The organism is Arthrobacter sp. P1_A5, assembly GCF_056406825.1.
In genome coordinates this window covers 1-16,130 of the sequence record NZ_JBFTZL010000077.1, presented here as the reverse complement: position 1 = coordinate 16,130, position 16,130 = coordinate 1, and the positions used below count along the sequence as shown (strand labels likewise).

At 68.1% G+C, this 16,130-nt stretch carries 16 protein-coding genes; 8 read left to right on the top strand and 8 right to left on the bottom strand.

What is annotated here, in order from left to right:
• The first annotated feature begins 100 nt into the window (after positions 1-100).
• The 3 genes from lepB to AC1D1S_RS12110 all read left to right on the top strand — a co-directional run bounded on the left by lepB (position 101) and on the right by AC1D1S_RS12110 (position 2,017).
• Positions 101-946 carry a signal peptidase I gene (gene lepB, locus AC1D1S_RS12120; RefSeq protein ID WP_476994541.1) on the top strand — a complete coding sequence of 282 codons (846 nt, stop codon included), beginning with the start codon at positions 101-103 and terminating at the stop codon, positions 944-946.
• Between the two features lie 10 nt (positions 947-956).
• Positions 957-1,622, top strand: a complete 666-nt coding sequence (locus tag AC1D1S_RS12115) for a ribonuclease HII (protein ID WP_243177172.1) — start codon at positions 957-959, stop codon at positions 1,620-1,622.
• Positions 1,623-1,690: 68 nt separating this feature from the next.
• Positions 1,691-2,017, top strand: coding sequence for a DUF2469 domain-containing protein (locus AC1D1S_RS12110; RefSeq protein WP_018773443.1), 327 nt, complete (start codon positions 1,691-1,693; stop codon positions 2,015-2,017).
• 26 nt (positions 2,018-2,043) lie between these two features.
• On the opposite strand, the gene AC1D1S_RS12105 is transcribed toward AC1D1S_RS12110, so the two are convergent.
• Both AC1D1S_RS12105 and AC1D1S_RS12100 read right to left on the bottom strand, forming a co-directional pair.
• Positions 2,044-2,973, bottom strand: coding sequence for a transglycosylase domain-containing protein (locus tag AC1D1S_RS12105; RefSeq protein WP_476946013.1), 930 nt, complete (start codon positions 2,971-2,973; stop codon positions 2,044-2,046).
• Positions 2,974-3,404: 431 nt separating this feature from the next.
• Positions 3,405-3,827, bottom strand: a complete 423-nt coding sequence (locus AC1D1S_RS12100) for an HAD domain-containing protein (protein WP_243177174.1) — start codon at positions 3,825-3,827, stop codon at positions 3,405-3,407.
• A 171-nt stretch (positions 3,828-3,998) separates the two neighbouring features.
• Between AC1D1S_RS12100 and AC1D1S_RS12095 the strand changes: the two genes are divergently transcribed.
• The 5 genes from AC1D1S_RS12095 (at position 3,999) to AC1D1S_RS12075 (ending at position 9,049) form a co-directional block, all read left to right on the top strand.
• A complete protein-coding gene (locus AC1D1S_RS12095; protein ID WP_028275215.1) occupies positions 3,999-4,355 on the top strand; it encodes a YraN family protein in 357 nt (118 codons plus the stop codon).
• On the top strand, positions 4,356-5,903 hold the full coding sequence (locus AC1D1S_RS12090) for a YifB family Mg chelatase-like AAA ATPase (protein ID WP_476994540.1): 1,548 nt from the start codon (positions 4,356-4,358) through the stop codon (positions 5,901-5,903).
• A gap of 45 nt (positions 5,904-5,948) precedes the next feature.
• Entirely contained in the window at positions 5,949-7,136 is a 1,188-nt protein-coding gene (dprA, locus tag AC1D1S_RS12085; protein ID WP_476994539.1) for a DNA-processing protein DprA, read from the top strand.
• A 78-nt stretch (positions 7,137-7,214) separates the two neighbouring features.
• Positions 7,215-8,165 (top strand): tyrosine recombinase XerC, encoded by a 951-nt coding sequence (locus tag AC1D1S_RS12080; protein WP_476944104.1) that lies wholly within the window; start codon positions 7,215-7,217, stop codon positions 8,163-8,165.
• A 380-nt stretch (positions 8,166-8,545) separates the two neighbouring features.
• Complete coding sequence (locus AC1D1S_RS12075) at positions 8,546-9,049, top strand: DUF3145 domain-containing protein (RefSeq protein WP_026266435.1); 504 nt, start codon at positions 8,546-8,548, stop codon at positions 9,047-9,049.
• Positions 9,050-9,181: 132 nt separating this feature from the next.
• On the opposite strand, the gene fabF is transcribed toward AC1D1S_RS12075, so the two are convergent.
• The 6 genes from fabF to AC1D1S_RS12045 form a co-directional block, all read right to left on the bottom strand.
• Positions 9,182-10,417 (bottom strand): beta-ketoacyl-ACP synthase II, encoded by a 1,236-nt coding sequence (fabF, locus tag AC1D1S_RS12070; RefSeq protein ID WP_028275211.1) that lies wholly within the window; start codon positions 10,415-10,417, stop codon positions 9,182-9,184.
• 175 nt (positions 10,418-10,592) lie between these two features.
• Entirely contained in the window at positions 10,593-10,838 is a 246-nt protein-coding gene (locus tag AC1D1S_RS12065; RefSeq protein WP_243177177.1) for an acyl carrier protein, read from the bottom strand.
• A 202-nt stretch (positions 10,839-11,040) separates the two neighbouring features.
• Positions 11,041-12,102: a beta-ketoacyl-ACP synthase III gene (locus tag AC1D1S_RS12060; protein ID WP_476994538.1), complete on the bottom strand. Its 1,062-nt coding sequence runs from the start codon at positions 12,100-12,102 to the stop codon at positions 11,041-11,043.
• Positions 12,099-13,028 (bottom strand): ACP S-malonyltransferase, encoded by a 930-nt coding sequence (locus tag AC1D1S_RS12055; protein ID WP_028275209.1) that lies wholly within the window; start codon positions 13,026-13,028, stop codon positions 12,099-12,101. The genes AC1D1S_RS12060 and AC1D1S_RS12055 overlap by 4 nt, the downstream gene beginning before the upstream one ends.
• An 87-nt stretch (positions 13,029-13,115) precedes the next feature.
• The gene (locus AC1D1S_RS12050) at positions 13,116-14,360 is read right to left on the bottom strand and encodes a PucR family transcriptional regulator (RefSeq protein ID WP_279293836.1); all 1,245 of its coding nucleotides are present in this window, start codon (positions 14,358-14,360) and stop codon (positions 13,116-13,118) included.
• A 203-nt stretch (positions 14,361-14,563) separates the two neighbouring features.
• A partial coding sequence (locus AC1D1S_RS12045; protein ID WP_476994537.1) for a transketolase-like TK C-terminal-containing protein occupies positions 14,564-16,130 on the bottom strand: 1,567 nt, incomplete at its 5' end.

Below are 16,130 nucleotides of genomic sequence, written 5' to 3'. Positions count from 1 at the left end.
TCCACCGGCTGGTGCGCCGGCTCCTGCTCCGGCGTCGGCTCCTGCGTCGCAGGACGACAGCACCGGTGCGCAGCGCGCTGATCGTATCCAGGCTGCCCGTATCGAGACTGCCCGGTCGGAGACTGCCCCGACCGCGGCTGGGCCGACCGCGCCCGCCCCGACCGCGGCTGGGCCGACCGCGCCTGAGCCGACGGGGAGGGAGCGGGCCGACGGCCCCGCCCACGCCGATCCGACATCCCGCCGGGCCAGGAAGGCCAAGGCCCGAGAAGGGCGCAGCCCGCTCTTCCTGTGGCTGAAGGAGGTTGCCACGGTGGTCGTCGTGGCGATCGTGCTGTCCTTCCTGATCAAGACCTTCCTGTTCCGGGCCTTCTACATCCCCTCCGAATCCATGGTCAACACCCTCGATGTGAACGACCGCATCTTCGTGAACCTGCTCGTGCCCGAGCCCATGGCGCTCCAGCGCGGGGACGTGGTGGTGTTCCGGGACAGCCAGGGCTGGCTCGCCCCCGCGGCTCCAAAGGCCAAGGGCCCCTTCACCTGGGTGCAGGACGGGCTGACGTTCGTCGGTTTGCTGCCGGACAACTCGGAACAGCATCTGGTCAAGCGCGTCATCGGGCTCCCGGGTGACCACGTGGTCTGCTGCGACGCCGGCGGACAGCTCACCGTCAATGGCGCGCCGCTGGACGAGAAATACATCAATTCCGCAGAGATTCCCCAGGTCCGCGACTTTGACGTCGTCGTGCCCGCGGGCAAGGTCTGGGTCATGGGCGACAACCGCAACCACTCCGCGGATTCCCGTGCCCATATGGACACCAACGGCGGCTTCGTCAACGAATCCGACATTGAAGGCAAGGCCGCCGTCATCGCCTGGCCGCTGAACAGGATGTCTGCCCTGGACAACTACCCGGACGTCTTCCGCGGCGTCCCCGCCCCGTCCGGAAAGTAAGCCGCCCGTCATGTCAGCAGCCCCCACCCTCGACTACGAACGCCGCTTCCGCAGCTCCGGCGCACGGCTCCTCGCGGGCATCGACGAGGTCGGCCGCGGCGCCCTGGCCGGTCCCGTCAGCGTGGGGATCGCCGTCGTGGACCTGCAGCAACAGAAGCTCCTGGCCGATGTCCGGGACAGCAAGCTGCTCAAGGTCGCGGACCGGGAGCGGCTGGTGCCGCTGGTCCGGGACTGGAGCGTCGCCTCCGCCGTCGGGCATGCGTCCGCGAACGAGATCGACGAACTCGGGATCATCGCGGCGCTCCGTCTTGCCGGGAACCGGGCCTGGTTTGCCGTGCTCGCCGCCGGCATCAGGCCCGAGGTTGTCCTGCTGGACGGCAGCCACAACTGGCTCTCGCCGGATCTGCAGCCGTCCTTGTTTGACGATGCCCCCGCCGAACCCGGCTGCGACGCCCCGGTGCACACACTGGTCAAAGCCGACATGCAGTGCCTCAGCGTCGCCGCGGCCAGCATCATCGCGAAAGTCGAGCGCGATGCGATGATGTGCGAGCTGCATACCCAGTACCCGGCCTACGGCTGGGACGTGAACAAGGGCTACGGCACCGCAGCGCACAAGGAGGCGCTGCGGACCTCCGGTCCCACGCCGTACCACCGGGTCAGCTGGCAGCTGCTCTAGCTGTTCTGGCCGCTCGGGCGCGACGGCCGGTGGCGCGCGGCCGGCGCCGGATGGTGCAAGATGGAACCATGAGTGCCGAGGACCTTGAAAACTATGAGACCGACATGGAGCTACAGCTCTACCGCGAATACCGCGACGTCGTCGGGCTGTTCAGCTATGTGGTCGAGACCGAACGGCGTTTCTACCTTGCCAACCACGTTGACCTGCAGGCCCGCAGCGCCGACGGCGAGGTCTACTTCGACCTGACCCTGCAGGACGCTTGGGTGTGGGATGTCTACCGCTCCGCCCGGTTCGTCAAGAGCGTCCGCGTCATCACGTTCAAGGACGTCAACGTCGAGGAACTGCCCCGCAGCGAGGAACTCGCCCTGCCCAAGGTCGAGGACCTGGGCAACTGACCCTGGCTTCCTAGTTTTCGGGTTTCCTAGCCCCTGAGTGGCGCAGGTTTCCCGTTGCGGTCCAGGGCAACGCCCTGCTGCCGCAGCAGGTCCAGCACACTCTCCGGATACGAACCGCAGCCATCCGGGTTCGCGGATCCCCGCTCGGCGGCGTGGTCGGACGCTGTGTCGCCGATTCCGATGGTTGCGACGGCCGCCTTCCATCCGCCGAGCCCCTCGATCTGCCTGGGGACCCACACGTTGGCCGCACCGTTGACGTAGTCCCACACTTTGGGGTGGACCCCCGGGCCGAGATAGATGCCGCCTCCCGCCGCCCGGGTGACGAGTGTGGGCAGTGGCAGGACCCCCATCAATTGCGCAGCCTGATACTCGGACATGTTCCATGGGGGTTCGTCGAAGTAGTACCAGCTCGCCGCGCAGATGCCGTACAGCTTAGGGCCGAACTGCGCGTAGTTCAGATACAGCTCCATGATCCGTTGCGGGGTCAGGGTGAGGCTGAACTCGGTGGCTAGCCCGGCCTCCAGCCCCTTCCTCAGGGCATTCGCATCAGGCCAAAGGAAGATGTTCTTGACCAGCTGCTGCGGGACCGTGGAACCGCTCGGGTCATCCTCGCCCTGCAGGTAGGCGACGGCCCTGTCCCGGAAATCATCAACGGAGAACGCGCCAACACGCGTTCCCAGCTGTTGGTCCTCGTGGGCGACGGCCGCGGCGATGACATAGCGGCTGATGTGGTTCAGGGACACGTACTGGTAGGCGATCGGGCCGCCGGTCTGCAGCATGTATGCAGTGCGCGGGGGAGCGAACCAGATGAAGGAGACGGCGGCCAGCTCCGTGATGACCACCATGGCGAGGGCGAACTTGAAGCTCCTGGCGAGCAGACGCCGGACCCGGTGCTTGCGTTTTCCCGCCGGAACTGCCGGCTCAGGCTCTGGCGCGGGGCCGGGCTCTGACCGCACTGGCGGGGGCCAGCTCCCGGGCTCAGGCCTTGCTGGGGCGGGCCCTGGCGCAAGCCGCGGTGGTGGGGGCCAGGTCTCGGGCTCAGGCGGTGGTGGTGGGGGCCAGCTGGGGCCTGCCTGCCCGCCGGGCGGACCCGGTTCCGTAAGCTGCTGCGTTCCCAGCGGCTGGGCCGCTCGATATTCCATACGCCGATCCTTCGGCCGATCCTCAGGAGAGACTACGGACGCCCCGCGGAATTCGAGGGGGTTGGGAAAAGCCTAGGTGGGCCTTGCAGGCATTGGCTACGTTTCGTTGTCTGACAATCGCATCAACACGTCCTGTCAATGCCGCCACGGAGTTGATCGCCGGAAGTGGCCGCCCGGGATCCGCCTGGATCCCGGGCCGTCGGCAGGCGCTTCGGCGAAGTTTCCCAACGTTGGTAGATGTGCACTCAGGGGGTATCTCCACTGTTGAGAAATTCGGTTACCTGCTGCGCAACCTCGTCGGAGATTCCCGTTTGCCAGCTCGTTTTGAAAAAGGGCTGATCGGCATAGAAGTCAGTATCGTCGTCGACAATGGCATACCGCGTCACTTCCGGATGCCGGTCCAGCCACATCTTCACTTCCTCGCCACGAAAACCTGTGTCCGCTGTCGGAGTAACGTCAAAGGTCTTGTAAACGTGTCGGTCGACTTCTTCACGGCCGCCGGGGATATGCCGCCATGTGGACGTTAGAACAACGGCTGCGTCCGTGTCGAAGATGATCTTGCAGACCTTGGACGCCAGGAAAGGATCGATGCCCATGAAGCCGCGAAAGCTCTGTCTTGTACCAACGCGGTTGACGACACCGTCAATATCGAGGAAAAGTACCTTCATTCCTTGTTCCTCCTGCAGTTCTTTCGTTCTGCCTTGATTATGCGATCAGCAGTGCTGAACGGGCTGCGGATACTTTTCTCATCACGCATGTGCTCTTGCAGCCCGGCGACGTTTTCCACATAGCCGAGGTGGGCTCTGTCGTCGTAAGTGGCGGCGCTTCACGCTGGAGGCATGAGAGCTAAGGATGTGCTGGGCCGGCGCGGGGAGGACCTCGCGGCCGACTTCCTGCAGGCCCACGGCATGCGGATCGTGGAGCGGAACTGGCGCTGCCCGGAGGGTGAGATCGACATTGTCGCGCTCGACGGCGACGCGCTGGTCATCGCCGAGGTGAAAACCCGGAAATCCCTGGCCTTCGGGCATCCCTTCGAGGCTGTCGGCGCGGACAAGCTGGCAAGACTCCACCGGCTGGCAGCGGCGTGGTGCCGTGCCCAGGGGCTGTGGATGCCGCTGTGCCGCGTGGACGTGATCGCGGTGGTCGACGACGGCATTGGCGAGCCCGCCGTCGAGCACCTCAAGGGGGTGGGATAGATGGCCCTGGGCCGGACGTATTCCGTCGCCCTCGTGGGCCTCAACGGCTACATTGTGGAGGTCGAAGCCGACATCGGCCAGACCCTGCCGGCGTTCGTGATCCTGGGCCTGCCGGACGCCTCACTAAACGAGGCCAAGGAACGGATCCGCTCGGCGGCGCAGAATTCGGGGATCCCGCTGAGCCGCCGGAAGATCACGGCCAACCTCATCCCGGCATCCCTGCCCAAACGCGGTTCGGGATTCGACCTCGCCATCGCCATGGCCGTGCTGCTGGCGGCGAACGACATCCGGCCCACGGGCCGCACGGTCTTCATCGCCGAGCTCGGCCTGGACGGCCGGCTGCGGCCCGTGCGCGGCATCCTTCCTGCCGTGATGGCCGCGRTCCGGGCCGGCTACCCGGAGGTCGTCGTGGCCCGGGCCAACGTGGCGGAGGCCGAGTTGGTCCCCGGCGCGCAGGTCCGGGGCTATGCCACACTGGCCCGGCTCGCGTTTGACTGCGGCGCGGACCCGCAGGACCTCGTCCTCGACTTCGAACCCGATACCGAGGACTCCGGCCACCCCGAACCCGGCAACGGTCCCGCCCTGGCGCCGGACATGTGCGATGTCTCCGGCCAGGCGGCGGCGCGGCGTGCATTGGAAGTAGCCGCCGCCGGTGCCCACCACCTGCTGCTGACCGGACCGCCGGGTGCCGGGAAGACCATGCTCGCCGAGCGRCTGCCCGGGCTGCTGCCGGACCTGGGCGACACCGAGGCCATGGAGGTGACCGCAATCCACTCGCTGTGTTCGCTGCCGTCGGGCTCCGTGCAGCTGCTGCGCCGCCCGCCCTACGAGAACCCGCACCACACCGCGACGGCGGTGGCCATCATCGGTGGCGGGTCCGGGCTGCCGCGGCCCGGGGCGGCGTCCCGTGCCCACCGCGGGGTGCTCTTCCTGGACGAGGCCCCGGAGTACGACCGCGGCGTTCTGGACGCCCTGCGGCAGCCGCTGGAAAGCGGAGAGCTGGTCATCCACCGCTCGGCCGGGTCCGCGGCCTATCCCGCCCGGTTCCAGCTGGTCCTTGCAGCCAACCCCTGTCCCTGCGGCAAGGCAACAGGCAAAGGAGTGGACTGCATCTGCACGCCCATCATGCGCCGCCGGTACCAGGCCCGGATGTCAGGGCCGCTGCTGGACAGGGTCGACATCCAGCTCGAAGTCGAGCGGGTCTCGCTCGCCGGCTTCGGCCAACCTGCGGCCGAGGAAGGAACGGCCAGCATCGCGGAAAGGGTCCGGGCGGCCCGGGCCCGCCAGCTGGACCGGCTGCTGCCATTCGGGATGGAAACCAACGCGCAGGTGCCGGGGCGGCTGCTGCGCGGGTCCTTTCGGCTCGATGCCCCCACCACCCGCATCCTGGACTACGCACTGGAGCGCGGAGTGCTGACCGCCCGCGGCTACGACCGCGTGCTGCGCCTCGCATGGACCCTTGCGGACCTGTCCCGGCACGACGTCCCCGACGCAGACGACGTCGGGCAGGCGCTGGGCCTCCGGCAGGCCGCCGCGGTCTCACCCTGAGCCTGCCGGCACGAAGCCCACCCCAGCCGTGCGAAAGGAACCACCATGATTGATGACGAACGAATAGCCCGCGCCGCTCTGGCCCGCCTGTTCGAGCCGCAGGACGCGGCGGCCCTGGCGCTGGTCCAGGCCGTGGGGGCGCAGGACGCCCTGCGGATTGCCAGCGGCGTGCTGGCCGCCGGTCCCGGGCTCGAACAGGAGATCACCGGAATCCTGGCGGACAGCGGGTCCGGCAGCGGCTGGTCCGGGCTCAGCGAGGCGCTGAAGCGTTGGGCCCCGCGCGTGCCCGACCTCGCCCCGGAGCGCGACCTGGCCACCATGCACCGGCTCGGCGGACGCCTCATCATTCCCAGGGATGACTTGTGGCCGCGGCAGTTGGCGGACCTCGGACTGCAGGAGCCCCTGTGCCTGTGGTGGCGCGGCGTGGAACAGGAGCTGCCCCCGGCGGCCCGGATCGTAGCCCTMGTGGGTTCCCGGGACAGCACCAGCTACGGAGCATCGGTGACGGGCGACCTCGCCTACTCGCTGGCCCAGCGCGGCTTCACGATCGTCTCCGGCGGGGCCTACGGGATTGATGCCCACGCCCACAGGGCGGCCCTGGCCGGAAGCGCGGACGGTGTGCCCACCATTGCCGTCATGGCCGGGGGAGTGGACCGCTTCTACCCCGCCGGCAATGAGGACCTGCTGCGGACCGTGGCGAACCGCGGCGCGGTCCTGGCCGAGGTTCCGCCCGGGTCCGCTCCCACCCGCTACCGGTTCCTTCAGCGGAACCGGCTCATTGCGGCGTTGGCCTCCGTCACGGTCGTGGTCGAGGCCCGGTGGCGCTCCGGCGCCCTCAACACGGCCCACCATGCCGAAAGCCTGGGCAGGGCCGTGGGCGCCGTGCCCGGTTCCATCCACAGCGCCAACTCCGCCGGCTGCCACCGGCTTCTCCGTGAAGGCGGCGCGGTATGCGTCACGGATGCCGGGGAGATCGCCGAGCTCGCCTCCCCGAGCGGCGAGGCGATGCCCCCGGACAAGGCAGGCCGGTCTGAGGCCCACGATGGCCTGACCCTGGAGGACCTGATCCTGCTCGATGCCCTGCCGCTGCGGACCACCACCTCGGTCGAGAAGCTGGCCGCGGTGGCCGGGCTGAGCCCGGACTCGGTCCGCGCGGGTCTTGGCCGGCTCGGGCTGCTGGGGCTGGCCGAATCCCGGCACGGCGGCTGGAAACGCTCCGGGAAGGCGGACTGAGATGGCTTGCTTCACCGGGAAGAAGCGGCTCGCCGACCGGCTCCTTGAATGCCGGGGGAATACTGCCAGAGTAAGAGGGTGTCTACACAGGATCCCCCCGCTGCCCCGCCCGCCGCGCCCGACGGCGATATCCAGCTCGCCGCCGCCCGCTTCGGCCGTTACCTGGAAGCGGAACGGGGCAGGTCCGCCCATACCGTGCGGGCCTATCTCTCCGATGTCGAAAGCCTGCTCGCGCACGCCGCAACCGAGGGCGTCCACGACCTTGCCGGGCTGGAGCTCGGGACCCTGCGGCGCTGGCTTGGCGCCCAGAGCGAGTCCGGGAAGTCCCGCGCCACCCTGGCCCGCCGCGCCGCCACCGCCAGGGCCTTCACCGCCTGGGCTGTCCGTGAGGAGCTGATCGAAGCCGACCCGGCCCTGCGGCTCAAGGCGCCAAAGCGGGAGAAATCCCTGCCCGGCGTCTTGCACCAGCAACAGGTCCGGCGGCTCGTGGACGACGCCGAATCCGCCTCGGCCGAGGGGGAACCGCTGGCCTTGCGCAACCGTGCCATGGTGGAGTTGCTCTACGCCACCGGTGTCCGGGTTGGCGAGCTGGCCGGCATGGACGTTGACGACCTCGACCCGGACCGCAGAACCCTCCGGGTGCTCGGCAAGGGCAACAAGGAACGCACGGTGCCCTACGGGCTGCCGGCGGCGCTCGCCGTCGACGACTGGCTCCGCCGCGGCCGGCCGGCCCTCGCAACCGGGACCAGCGGCCCGGCGCTCTTCCTGGGCGCGCGCGGCGGACGGGTGGACCAGCGCCAGATCCGCAGCGTGGTCAAGGAGATGCTGGAACGGCTGGGAGACACCGCCGCCACCGGGCCGCACGCCCTGCGGCACTCTGCAGCGACCCACCTGCTCGACGGCGGGGCCGATCTGCGCGCCGTGCAGGAAATCCTCGGACACAGCAGCCTTGCCACCACCCAGATCTACACCCACGTGTCCGTCGAGAGGCTCCGGCAGAGCTACCAGCAGGCGCACCCCCGGGCCTGAGGATCGCCGGCCGGTCGCGTCCGGCCGGCCGGAAAGGCGCACAAGTCGGCCCGGATTCCTGCCCGGGATTCCGCCCGAATACCCGCCCAGGCCCAAGCGGACCAGGGTCCACCTGCGGGACTGCCGAAGCATGCACGGCGCGCCGGAAAAGACGCGCCGAATCGCACTGGCGTAATGAGGAGGGGTAGGGCAGAATAAAACTCACGCCCGGGAAGTTTCAAGTTGAACTTGAAGCTGGAATGCACTACGTCCCAGCTTTGAACCCGGTTGTATATTAGTAGTCTGGCAGGGACCACCGGCATAAATTCGGATCCGCGCAACAGACAGACATCCAGGCACAGGTCGTTGGGGAAGACGTACCTACAGCTATGGAGGATGGAATGTCTGTTGCACTGACCCGAGGTGTGTTGTTCGTTCACTCGGCCCCGACTGCCTTGTGCCCCCACGTCGAGTGGGCCATAGGGTCTGTCGTGGACAAGCGGACGGACTTGGAGTGGACCGCTCAGCCTGCCGCGCCCGGAATGTTCCGGGCCGAGCTGTCGTGGACCGGAACGCCGGGCACGGGGGCTCAATTGGCGTCCGCTCTGCGAGGCTGGGCGCACCTGCGCTATGAAGTCACTGAGGAGCCGAGCCAGGGGGTGGACGGCGGCCGCTGGTCGCACACCCCGGAGCTCGGGATCTTCCACGCCACCACTGACGTCCACGGCAACATCATGGTGTCCGAGGACCGCATCCGTTACGCCTACGAATCCGGCGCCGGCGACCCCTCGGCCGTCTACCACGAGCTCTCCCTCGCCCTGGGCGAGGCCTGGGACGAGGAACTCGAGCCGTTCCGGCACGCCGCCGAAGGCGCCCCCGTGCGCTGGCTCCACCAAGTCGGCTAGGGCCTCAACGGGCGCACCACCGCAGTAATTCCATAGCTAGGCGCCAAAAAAGCAGATGGCGGCAATGTTCACGAAGAACATTGCCGCCATCTGCCGTCCCGGCGTGCTGCGGGCGTGCTGCTGGTCGTGCAGCTACACGCTGCGTACCGCGATCACGGCGTTGTGGCCGCCGAAGCCGAACGAGTTGCTCAGTGCGGCGATGCTGCCGGCTGGCAGGTCGCGGGCGGTCGTGACGACGTCGAGCGGGATTTCGGGATCCTGGTTTTCGAGGTTGATAGTCACCGGCGCCTTGCGGTCATAGATGGCCATGACGGTCAGCACGGCCTCTACGGCACCGGAGGCGCCGAGCAGGTGCCCCATCTGGGACTTGGTGGCCGAGACCGCTACCGAGTCCACGTGCTTGCCCAGGGCGGCCTTGAGGGCCGCGTACTCGGGCTTGTCTCCGACCGGAGTGGAGGTGGCGTGCGCGTTGACGTGCACGATGTCTTCAGGTTGGATGCGGCCATCGAACATCGCAGCCTTAAGCGCGCGGGTGGCGCCCAGGCCCTGGGGGTCCGGGGCGGTGATGTGGTAGGCGTCGGCGGTGACCGAGGTGCCCGCCAGTTCGGCGTAGATCCGGGCGCCGCGGGCCAGGGCGTGTTCCTCGGCCTCAAGCACCAGGGCACCGGCGCCCTCGCCCATGACGAAGCCGTCGCGGTCACGGTCGTAGGGGCGTGAGGCGTGCTCGGGATCGTCGTTGCGGCGTGAGAGGGCCTGCATGGAGGCAAAGGCGGCGATCGGCATCGGGTGAATGGCGGCTTCGGCGCCGCCGCACACGACGACGTCGGCCTTGCCGGCTCGGATCAGGTCCAGGCCCACGTGCACGGCCTCGGTGCCGGACGCGCAGGCGGAAACGGGGGTGTGGGCGCCGGCGCGGGCACCCAGGTCCAGGCTTACCGCGGCGGCCGGGCCGTTGGGCATCAGCATGGGTACGGTCATGGGCAGGACGCGGCGGGGACCCTTTTCGCGCAGGGTGTCCCAGGCATCCAGGAGGGTCCAGACGCCGCCGATGCCGGTCGCGAAGGCCACCGCCAGACGGTCGTGGTCGATTTCGGTGATGCCGGAGTCGGCCCACGCCTCGCGGGATGCGACCACGGCGAACTGGGTGGACGGGTCCATGCGCTTGGCCTCGACCCGGGTCAGGACGTCCAAGGCAGGGGTGGAGGCGCGTGCGGCGAAGTGGACGGGCAGTTCGTACTTGGCCACCCAGTCGTCCTCAAGCGTGTGCGCGCCGGAGACGCCCTTGAGCGCGTTCTTCCACATTGTGGGGACATCGCCGCCGATGGGTGTGGTGGCACCCAGACCGGTAATGACTACTTTGCGTGCCATGGGATCACTCTCTGTCGGTGCGCCTGCCGTATCCGGAACCGCGAATGGGATGGCCGGGGCCTGCGAGGGGAMCTTTGGGGTGGTGCATTTCGTGGTGGTGCTGGTGGTCCGGTCCGGGCGCTGCTGCAGCGCCCGGACCGGGCACCGGGGTCCGCCGATACTGGCGGAAGCCAGACTAGGCCTGGGCGTTGGCGATGAAGCTGACAGCGTCGCCGACGGTCTTGAGGTTCTTAACCTCTTCGTCCGGGATGCGGACGCCGAACTTCTCTTCGGCGTTGACCACGATCGTCATCATCGAGATGGAGTCGATGTCCAGGTCCTCGGTGAAGGACTTGTCCATTTCGACAGCCTCCGCGGCCAGGCCGGTCTCTTCGTTGACGATTTCAGCCAGGCCGGCCAGGATTTCTTCGTTGCTAGCCATTGATGGCTCCTTTTCTGGTTGTTGCCCTCGGCTGCCGGTGGAATGCCGGCAGCCTAGGGGCGGAAATGATTCAAACCGAGGGTTCGGCTTGGTGCGGGAATGCTTGCGAGCACAGCATGCGGGGCGGGCCCTGAAATTGAAGGACATGCGGTGCAAGGGTGAAACGGGTGGAACGTATTTAGTTCGAAAAAGCGGTGGCTGCCTAAGGAAGCACGACCACCTGGGCGCCGAAGACCAGACCGGCTCCGAAGCCGATCTGCAGCGCCAGCCCGCCGCTGAGCTCGGGGTTTTCCTCAAGCAGGCGGTGGGTGGCCAGGGGGATGGACGCCGCCGACGTATTTCCGGCGTCGGCGATGTCGCGGGCGATCTTGACGGTCGCGGGCAGGTGCAGCTTCTTGGCCATCTCGTCGATGATGCGCATGTTGGCCTGGTGCGGGATGAACGCGGCGAGGTCCTCGGACCGGATGCCGGCGGCGTCCAGGGCCTGCTGGGCCACCTTGGCCATCTCCCACACGGCCCAGCGGAAGACAGTCTGGCCGTCCTGGCGCAGGGTCGGCCACAGGGATGCGTCGGTCACTGCCGCTTCCTTATCGCTGACGGCGGCGCCGTGCTTGCCGGTCAGCGCGAGCTCGCGGATGTCGAGCATGGAGTGGGTCATGCCGATGGCATCCCACTTGCTGCCGTCCGAACCCCACACCGAGGGGCCGATGCCGGGCGTTTCGGAGGGGCCGATCACGACGGCGCCCGCGCCGTCGCCAAGCAGGAAGGAGATGGTCCGTTCCGTGTTGTCGATGACGTCGGAGAGCTTCTCGGCACCGACCACAAGGACGTAGGAGGCMGCGCCGGAGCGCACCAGGGCGTCGCCCTGGGCGATGCCGTAGCAGTAGCCGGCGCAGGCCGCGGAGATGTCGAAGGCCGGGGCCGGCGTCGCGCCGAGTCGGTCGGCGAGGCTCGCTGCGGCGGACGGGGTCGCATACGGGTGGGTGACCGTGGAGACGATCACGGCGCCGAGCTGGGAGGCCTCGATGCCGGCCTTTTGCAGTGCTTCACGTGCGGCGCCCTCGGCCATGTCAATCACGCTGACATCGGCGGGCGCGCGGTGCCGGGTGATGATGCCCGTGCGCTGGCGGATCCACTCATCCGAGGAGTCGATCCACTGGCACACGTCCTCGTTGGTCACGATCACGCTGGGCCGGTAGGCGCCGACACCCATGATGCGGGTGTTTGCCTGCACCGGTGCCTGCTTCAGAGTGGGAACGCTCATGCCCCTCCCTCCAGTTCTGCAAATAGGGCCAGGGCCGCGGAAAGATCGTCCGGGGTCTTGACGGTGACTGTCTTGACGCCGGGCATGCCGCGCTTGGCCAGGCCCGCCAGTGTTCCGGCGGGAGCCAGCTCGATCACGCCGGTCACCCCGCGCTGCACCATCGTCTCCATGCACTGGTCCCAGCGGACCGGACGGGAGACCTGGGCGATCAGGCTGTCGACGGCGGCGGCGCCGTCGGTGACTTCCGCGCCGTCGAAGTTGGACAGCAACGGCACCTGCGGGTCCTTCGGGTGCAGCGACGGACGCAGGGCCTGCAGGGCTGCGCCCGCGGGGGCCATGTGCGAGGTGTGGAACGCGCCCGCGACCTTCAGCGGGATAACCCGGGCCTTGGCCGGCGGGTTCTCCGCCAGGGCCTTGAGCTGCTCCAGGGTGCCAGCGGCGACGGTCTGGCCGGCCCCGTTGACGTTGGCGGCCGTGGCCCCGGCGGCAGCAATGGCTGCCAGGACCTCCGCGGGGTCGCCGCCCACGACGGCACTCATGCCGGTCGGGGTGGCGGCAGCAGCGGCTGCCATACTGTTGGCGCGTTCGCGGACAAACGTCATGGCTTCGGATTCCGACAGGACACCGGCGAGGGAAGCCGCGGTGATTTCGCCGACGGAGTGGCCGGCAAGGATGACGGGAAGCGTGCCGAGTTCGACGTCGAACAGCGACTTTGCCGTCACCAGGCCCGCAGCGACGATCAGGGGCTGCGCGACTGCGGTGTCCTTGATGGTCTCCTCATCGGAGGTGGTGCCATGGGCGGTGAGGTCGATGCCTGCTATCTCGCTGAGGGAGGCCAGGAGGCCTGCGACGGGTGGCAGTTCCAGCCAAGGGGCCAGAAAACCAGGGGTCTGGGAGCCCTGTCCAGGGCAAACGATTGCAAGCACGTAACCAGCTTTCCAAATTACCGCGTGAACATTCGTGTTTTCATGCACCAAGCTCACTGGGTCAGTTTGTAGGAAGTCTACAACGGTTCAGGAGCCGTTGCGGGGAGGTTGCCGCTCCGTGGGGGCCTTCGGCGGGGCAGAAAGCCGGCCCACGACGAGGGCGGTCTGGAGCACGAACGCCTCCCGCGGCAGCAGCGGATCCCAGCCCGTGACGTCGCAGACGCGCTTGAGCCGGTAGCGCACTGTGTTGGCATGGACGAAGAGTTCCCGGGCCGTGGCCTCGAGTGAATGGCCCAGTTCGAGGTACGTGCCGAGGGTCTCCACCAGCCCGTTGGAGGCGGCCAGCAGCGGGCGGTAGATGTTCTTGACCAGCGAGCGGCGGGCGGCGTCGTCGCCGGAGATCACCCGCTCCGGGAGCAGGTCATCGGCCGCCACCGGGCGTGGCGCGGAAGGCCACGCGCGGGCCGCGGTGAGGCCGGCAAAGGCCGACTGGGCAGAGCCGCTGGCCTCGAGGAGGGACCCGGCCTCCGGGCCGTAGACCACCGGGCCGGGGGCAAAGAGTTCGCTGAGTTTCAGGTACGCGGTCTCCCGGTCGTGGACCCCGCCCAGGATCAGGATGAGGCGGTCGCCCTGGATCCCCACAAGGGCGTCCTCGGCGAAGCGCCCCGCTGTGCGCCGCAGTTCGCTGACGTAGCTGGCGCTTGGTTCGGACGGGGAATTCCCTACCATGACGGTGAAGCGCTCCTGTGCTTTCCAGCCCAGGGCCGCGATCCTGGACCGCAGCGCGTCGGTGTTTTCGCCGCGGAGGATGGCATCGACAATCAGGGCTTCCAGCCGGGTATCCCAGGAGCCGCGGGATTCCGCGGCGCGGGCATAGACGTCGGCGGCCGCGAACGCGACCTCCCGCGAGTAGCGCAGCACGGCCTCCCGGAGGGCCCCCTGGTCCGCTTCCGGGGCGATCACCGGGACCTGGTCCTCGACGACTTCCACGACGATCCGGATCAGCTGGAGCGCCTTCTGCAGGCTGATGGAGCGGGTCAGCTCGGTGGGCGCGGTACCGAAGACGTCGGAGAGGATCCACGACGGCGAACTCGGCCGTTCGTACCAGGTGACGAATGCCGCGATGCCGTTCTGGGCCACCATGCCCAGGGCGGAACGTTCATCCGAGTTCAGCCGGCCGTACCACGGCAGGGACTTCTCCAACTGGCGCAGCGTCGTCGTCGACAGCTGGCCCACGCTGGCCCGGAGCTTCTTAAGGGTTTCGGCTTTCTCCGGAGTCATCGCCCTCGAGCTCGGATTGCGTTTTTCGGGAGTGGTGATCGGCTCTGCCATGCATTGAGCATACGGTGCGGGCCGCCCAAGCTCCATTTGTGCGAAGGCTACAACTGCCCTTGTCCTGCATCACAGCGGCCCGCGGCAGTCCAGAGCGCCCCCCGGAGGGAGGCAGGAGGGGGTGGGGCGGTTAACGCCCGACGGCGGCCCCCACCTTTCGGTGGGAGCCGCCGTCGTACGTTCGCTCTTGCGCTGAAGCGCGGTTAGGAGTCGCCGCCCGCGTTGCCGGTGGTGCCGGCGTTCACGTTGTGCAGGCGGTACTTCTCGATGGCCTGGGCAGGTGCCTGGGCATCCACTTCGCCCCGGCGGGCCAGCATCTGAAGGGAACGGACCACAACCGAGTGGATGTCGTTCTTGAAGAAACGGCGTGCCGCGGCGCGGGTGTCGGAGAAGCCGAAGCCGTCCGCGCCTAGTGAGGCAAACTCGTTCGGCAGGAACTGGCGGATCTGGTCCGGCACGGCCTTCATGTAGTCGGTGACCGCCACGATCGGACCGGTGGCACCGGCGAGCTGCTGGGTCACGAACGGGACGCGGGCGGGCTGGCCGGGGTTGAGGAAGGAGTCCTCCTCGGCGGCCATGGCGTCGCGGCGCAGTTCGGTCCAGGAGGTCACGGACCAGACATCGGCGGAGACGCCCCAGTCCTCGGCGAGGATCCGCTGGGCTTCGAGGGCCCAGGGAACGGACACGCCGGAGGCCAGGATCTGCGTGCGCGGGCCGTCAATCTTGGCCGGCGCCAGCAGGTAGATGCCCTTGATGATGCCCTCCACATCGAGTTCCGCCGGTGCGGGCGGCTGCACGATCGGCTCGTTGTAGACAGTGATGTAGTACATCACGTTCCGCGACGGATCGTTGGCGGCAATTTCTTTCCCGGCTTCGCCGGGCCCATACATCCGGTTGAGGCCGTCACGCATGATGACGCCCATTTCGTAGCCGTATGCCGGGTCGTAGGTGATGACGGCCGGGTTGGTTGCCGCCAGCATGGGGGAGTGGCCGTCGGCGTGCTGCAGGCCTTCGCCGGTCAGCGTGGTGCGTCCGGCGGTGGCGCCGATGATGAACCCGCGGGTCATCTGGTCGGCGGCGGCCCAGAAGGAATCGCCGGTGCGCTGGAAGCCGAACATCGAGTAGAAGACGTAGACCGGGATGAGCGGTTCGCCGTGGGTGGCGTAGGACGTGCCGGCGGCGGTGAAGGCCGCCACGGACCCGGCCTCGTTGATGCCGGCGTGCACGATCTGGCCGGAGATGGACTCCTTGTACGCCAGGACGAGCTCGCGGTCCACGGAGAGGTAGTTCTGGCCGTTCGGGTTGTAGATCTTCGCCGTCGGGAAGAACGCGTCCATGCCGAAGGTGCGAGCCTCATCGGGGATGATCGGCACGATCCGCTTGCCGAACTCCTTGTCCCGCATGAGGTCCYTGAGCAGGCGSACAAAGGCCATGGTGGTGGCKGMRYGCTGCTTGCCGGAGCCGCGGTTGGCGACTTCGTAGACCTTCTCGTCCGGGAGCGTGACGTCGGCGTGCTTGGAGCGCCGCTCGGGGACGAAGCCGCCGAGTTGCTTGCGGCGGTCCATCAGGTACTGGATCTCGGGGGAGTCCATGCCGGGGTGGTAGTACGGCGGCCGGTAGAGGTCCGCTTCGAGCTGGTCGTCCGTGATCGGGATGCGCAGGTGGTCGCGGAAGGCCTTGAGGTCCGCGAGGGTGAGCTTCTTCATCTGGTGGGTCGCGTTGCGGCCCTCGAAGTGGGTGCCCAGGCCGTAGCCCTTGACCGTGTGCGCC

Coding starts and splice junctions, on each gene's coding strand:
- AC1D1S_RS12100 (WP_243177174.1), bottom strand. CDS start 3,827: ATGAAGGTACTTTTCCTCGATATTGACGGTGTCGTCAACCGCGTTGGT.
- AC1D1S_RS12115 (WP_243177172.1), top strand. CDS start 957: ATGTCAGCAGCCCCCACCCTCGACTACGAACGCCGCTTCCGCAGCTCC.
- AC1D1S_RS12050 (WP_279293836.1), bottom strand. CDS start 14,360: ATGGCAGAGCCGATCACCACTCCCGAAAAACGCAATCCGAGCTCGAGG.
- AC1D1S_RS12110 (WP_018773443.1), top strand. CDS start 1,691: ATGAGTGCCGAGGACCTTGAAAACTATGAGACCGACATGGAGCTACAG.
- fabF (WP_028275211.1), bottom strand. CDS start 10,417: ATGGCACGCAAAGTAGTCATTACCGGTCTGGGTGCCACCACACCCATC.
- AC1D1S_RS12095 (WP_028275215.1), top strand. CDS start 3,999: ATGAGAGCTAAGGATGTGCTGGGCCGGCGCGGGGAGGACCTCGCGGCC.
- AC1D1S_RS12075 (WP_026266435.1), top strand. CDS start 8,546: ATGTCTGTTGCACTGACCCGAGGTGTGTTGTTCGTTCACTCGGCCCCG.
- AC1D1S_RS12065 (WP_243177177.1), bottom strand. CDS start 10,838: ATGGCTAGCAACGAAGAAATCCTGGCCGGCCTGGCTGAAATCGTCAAC.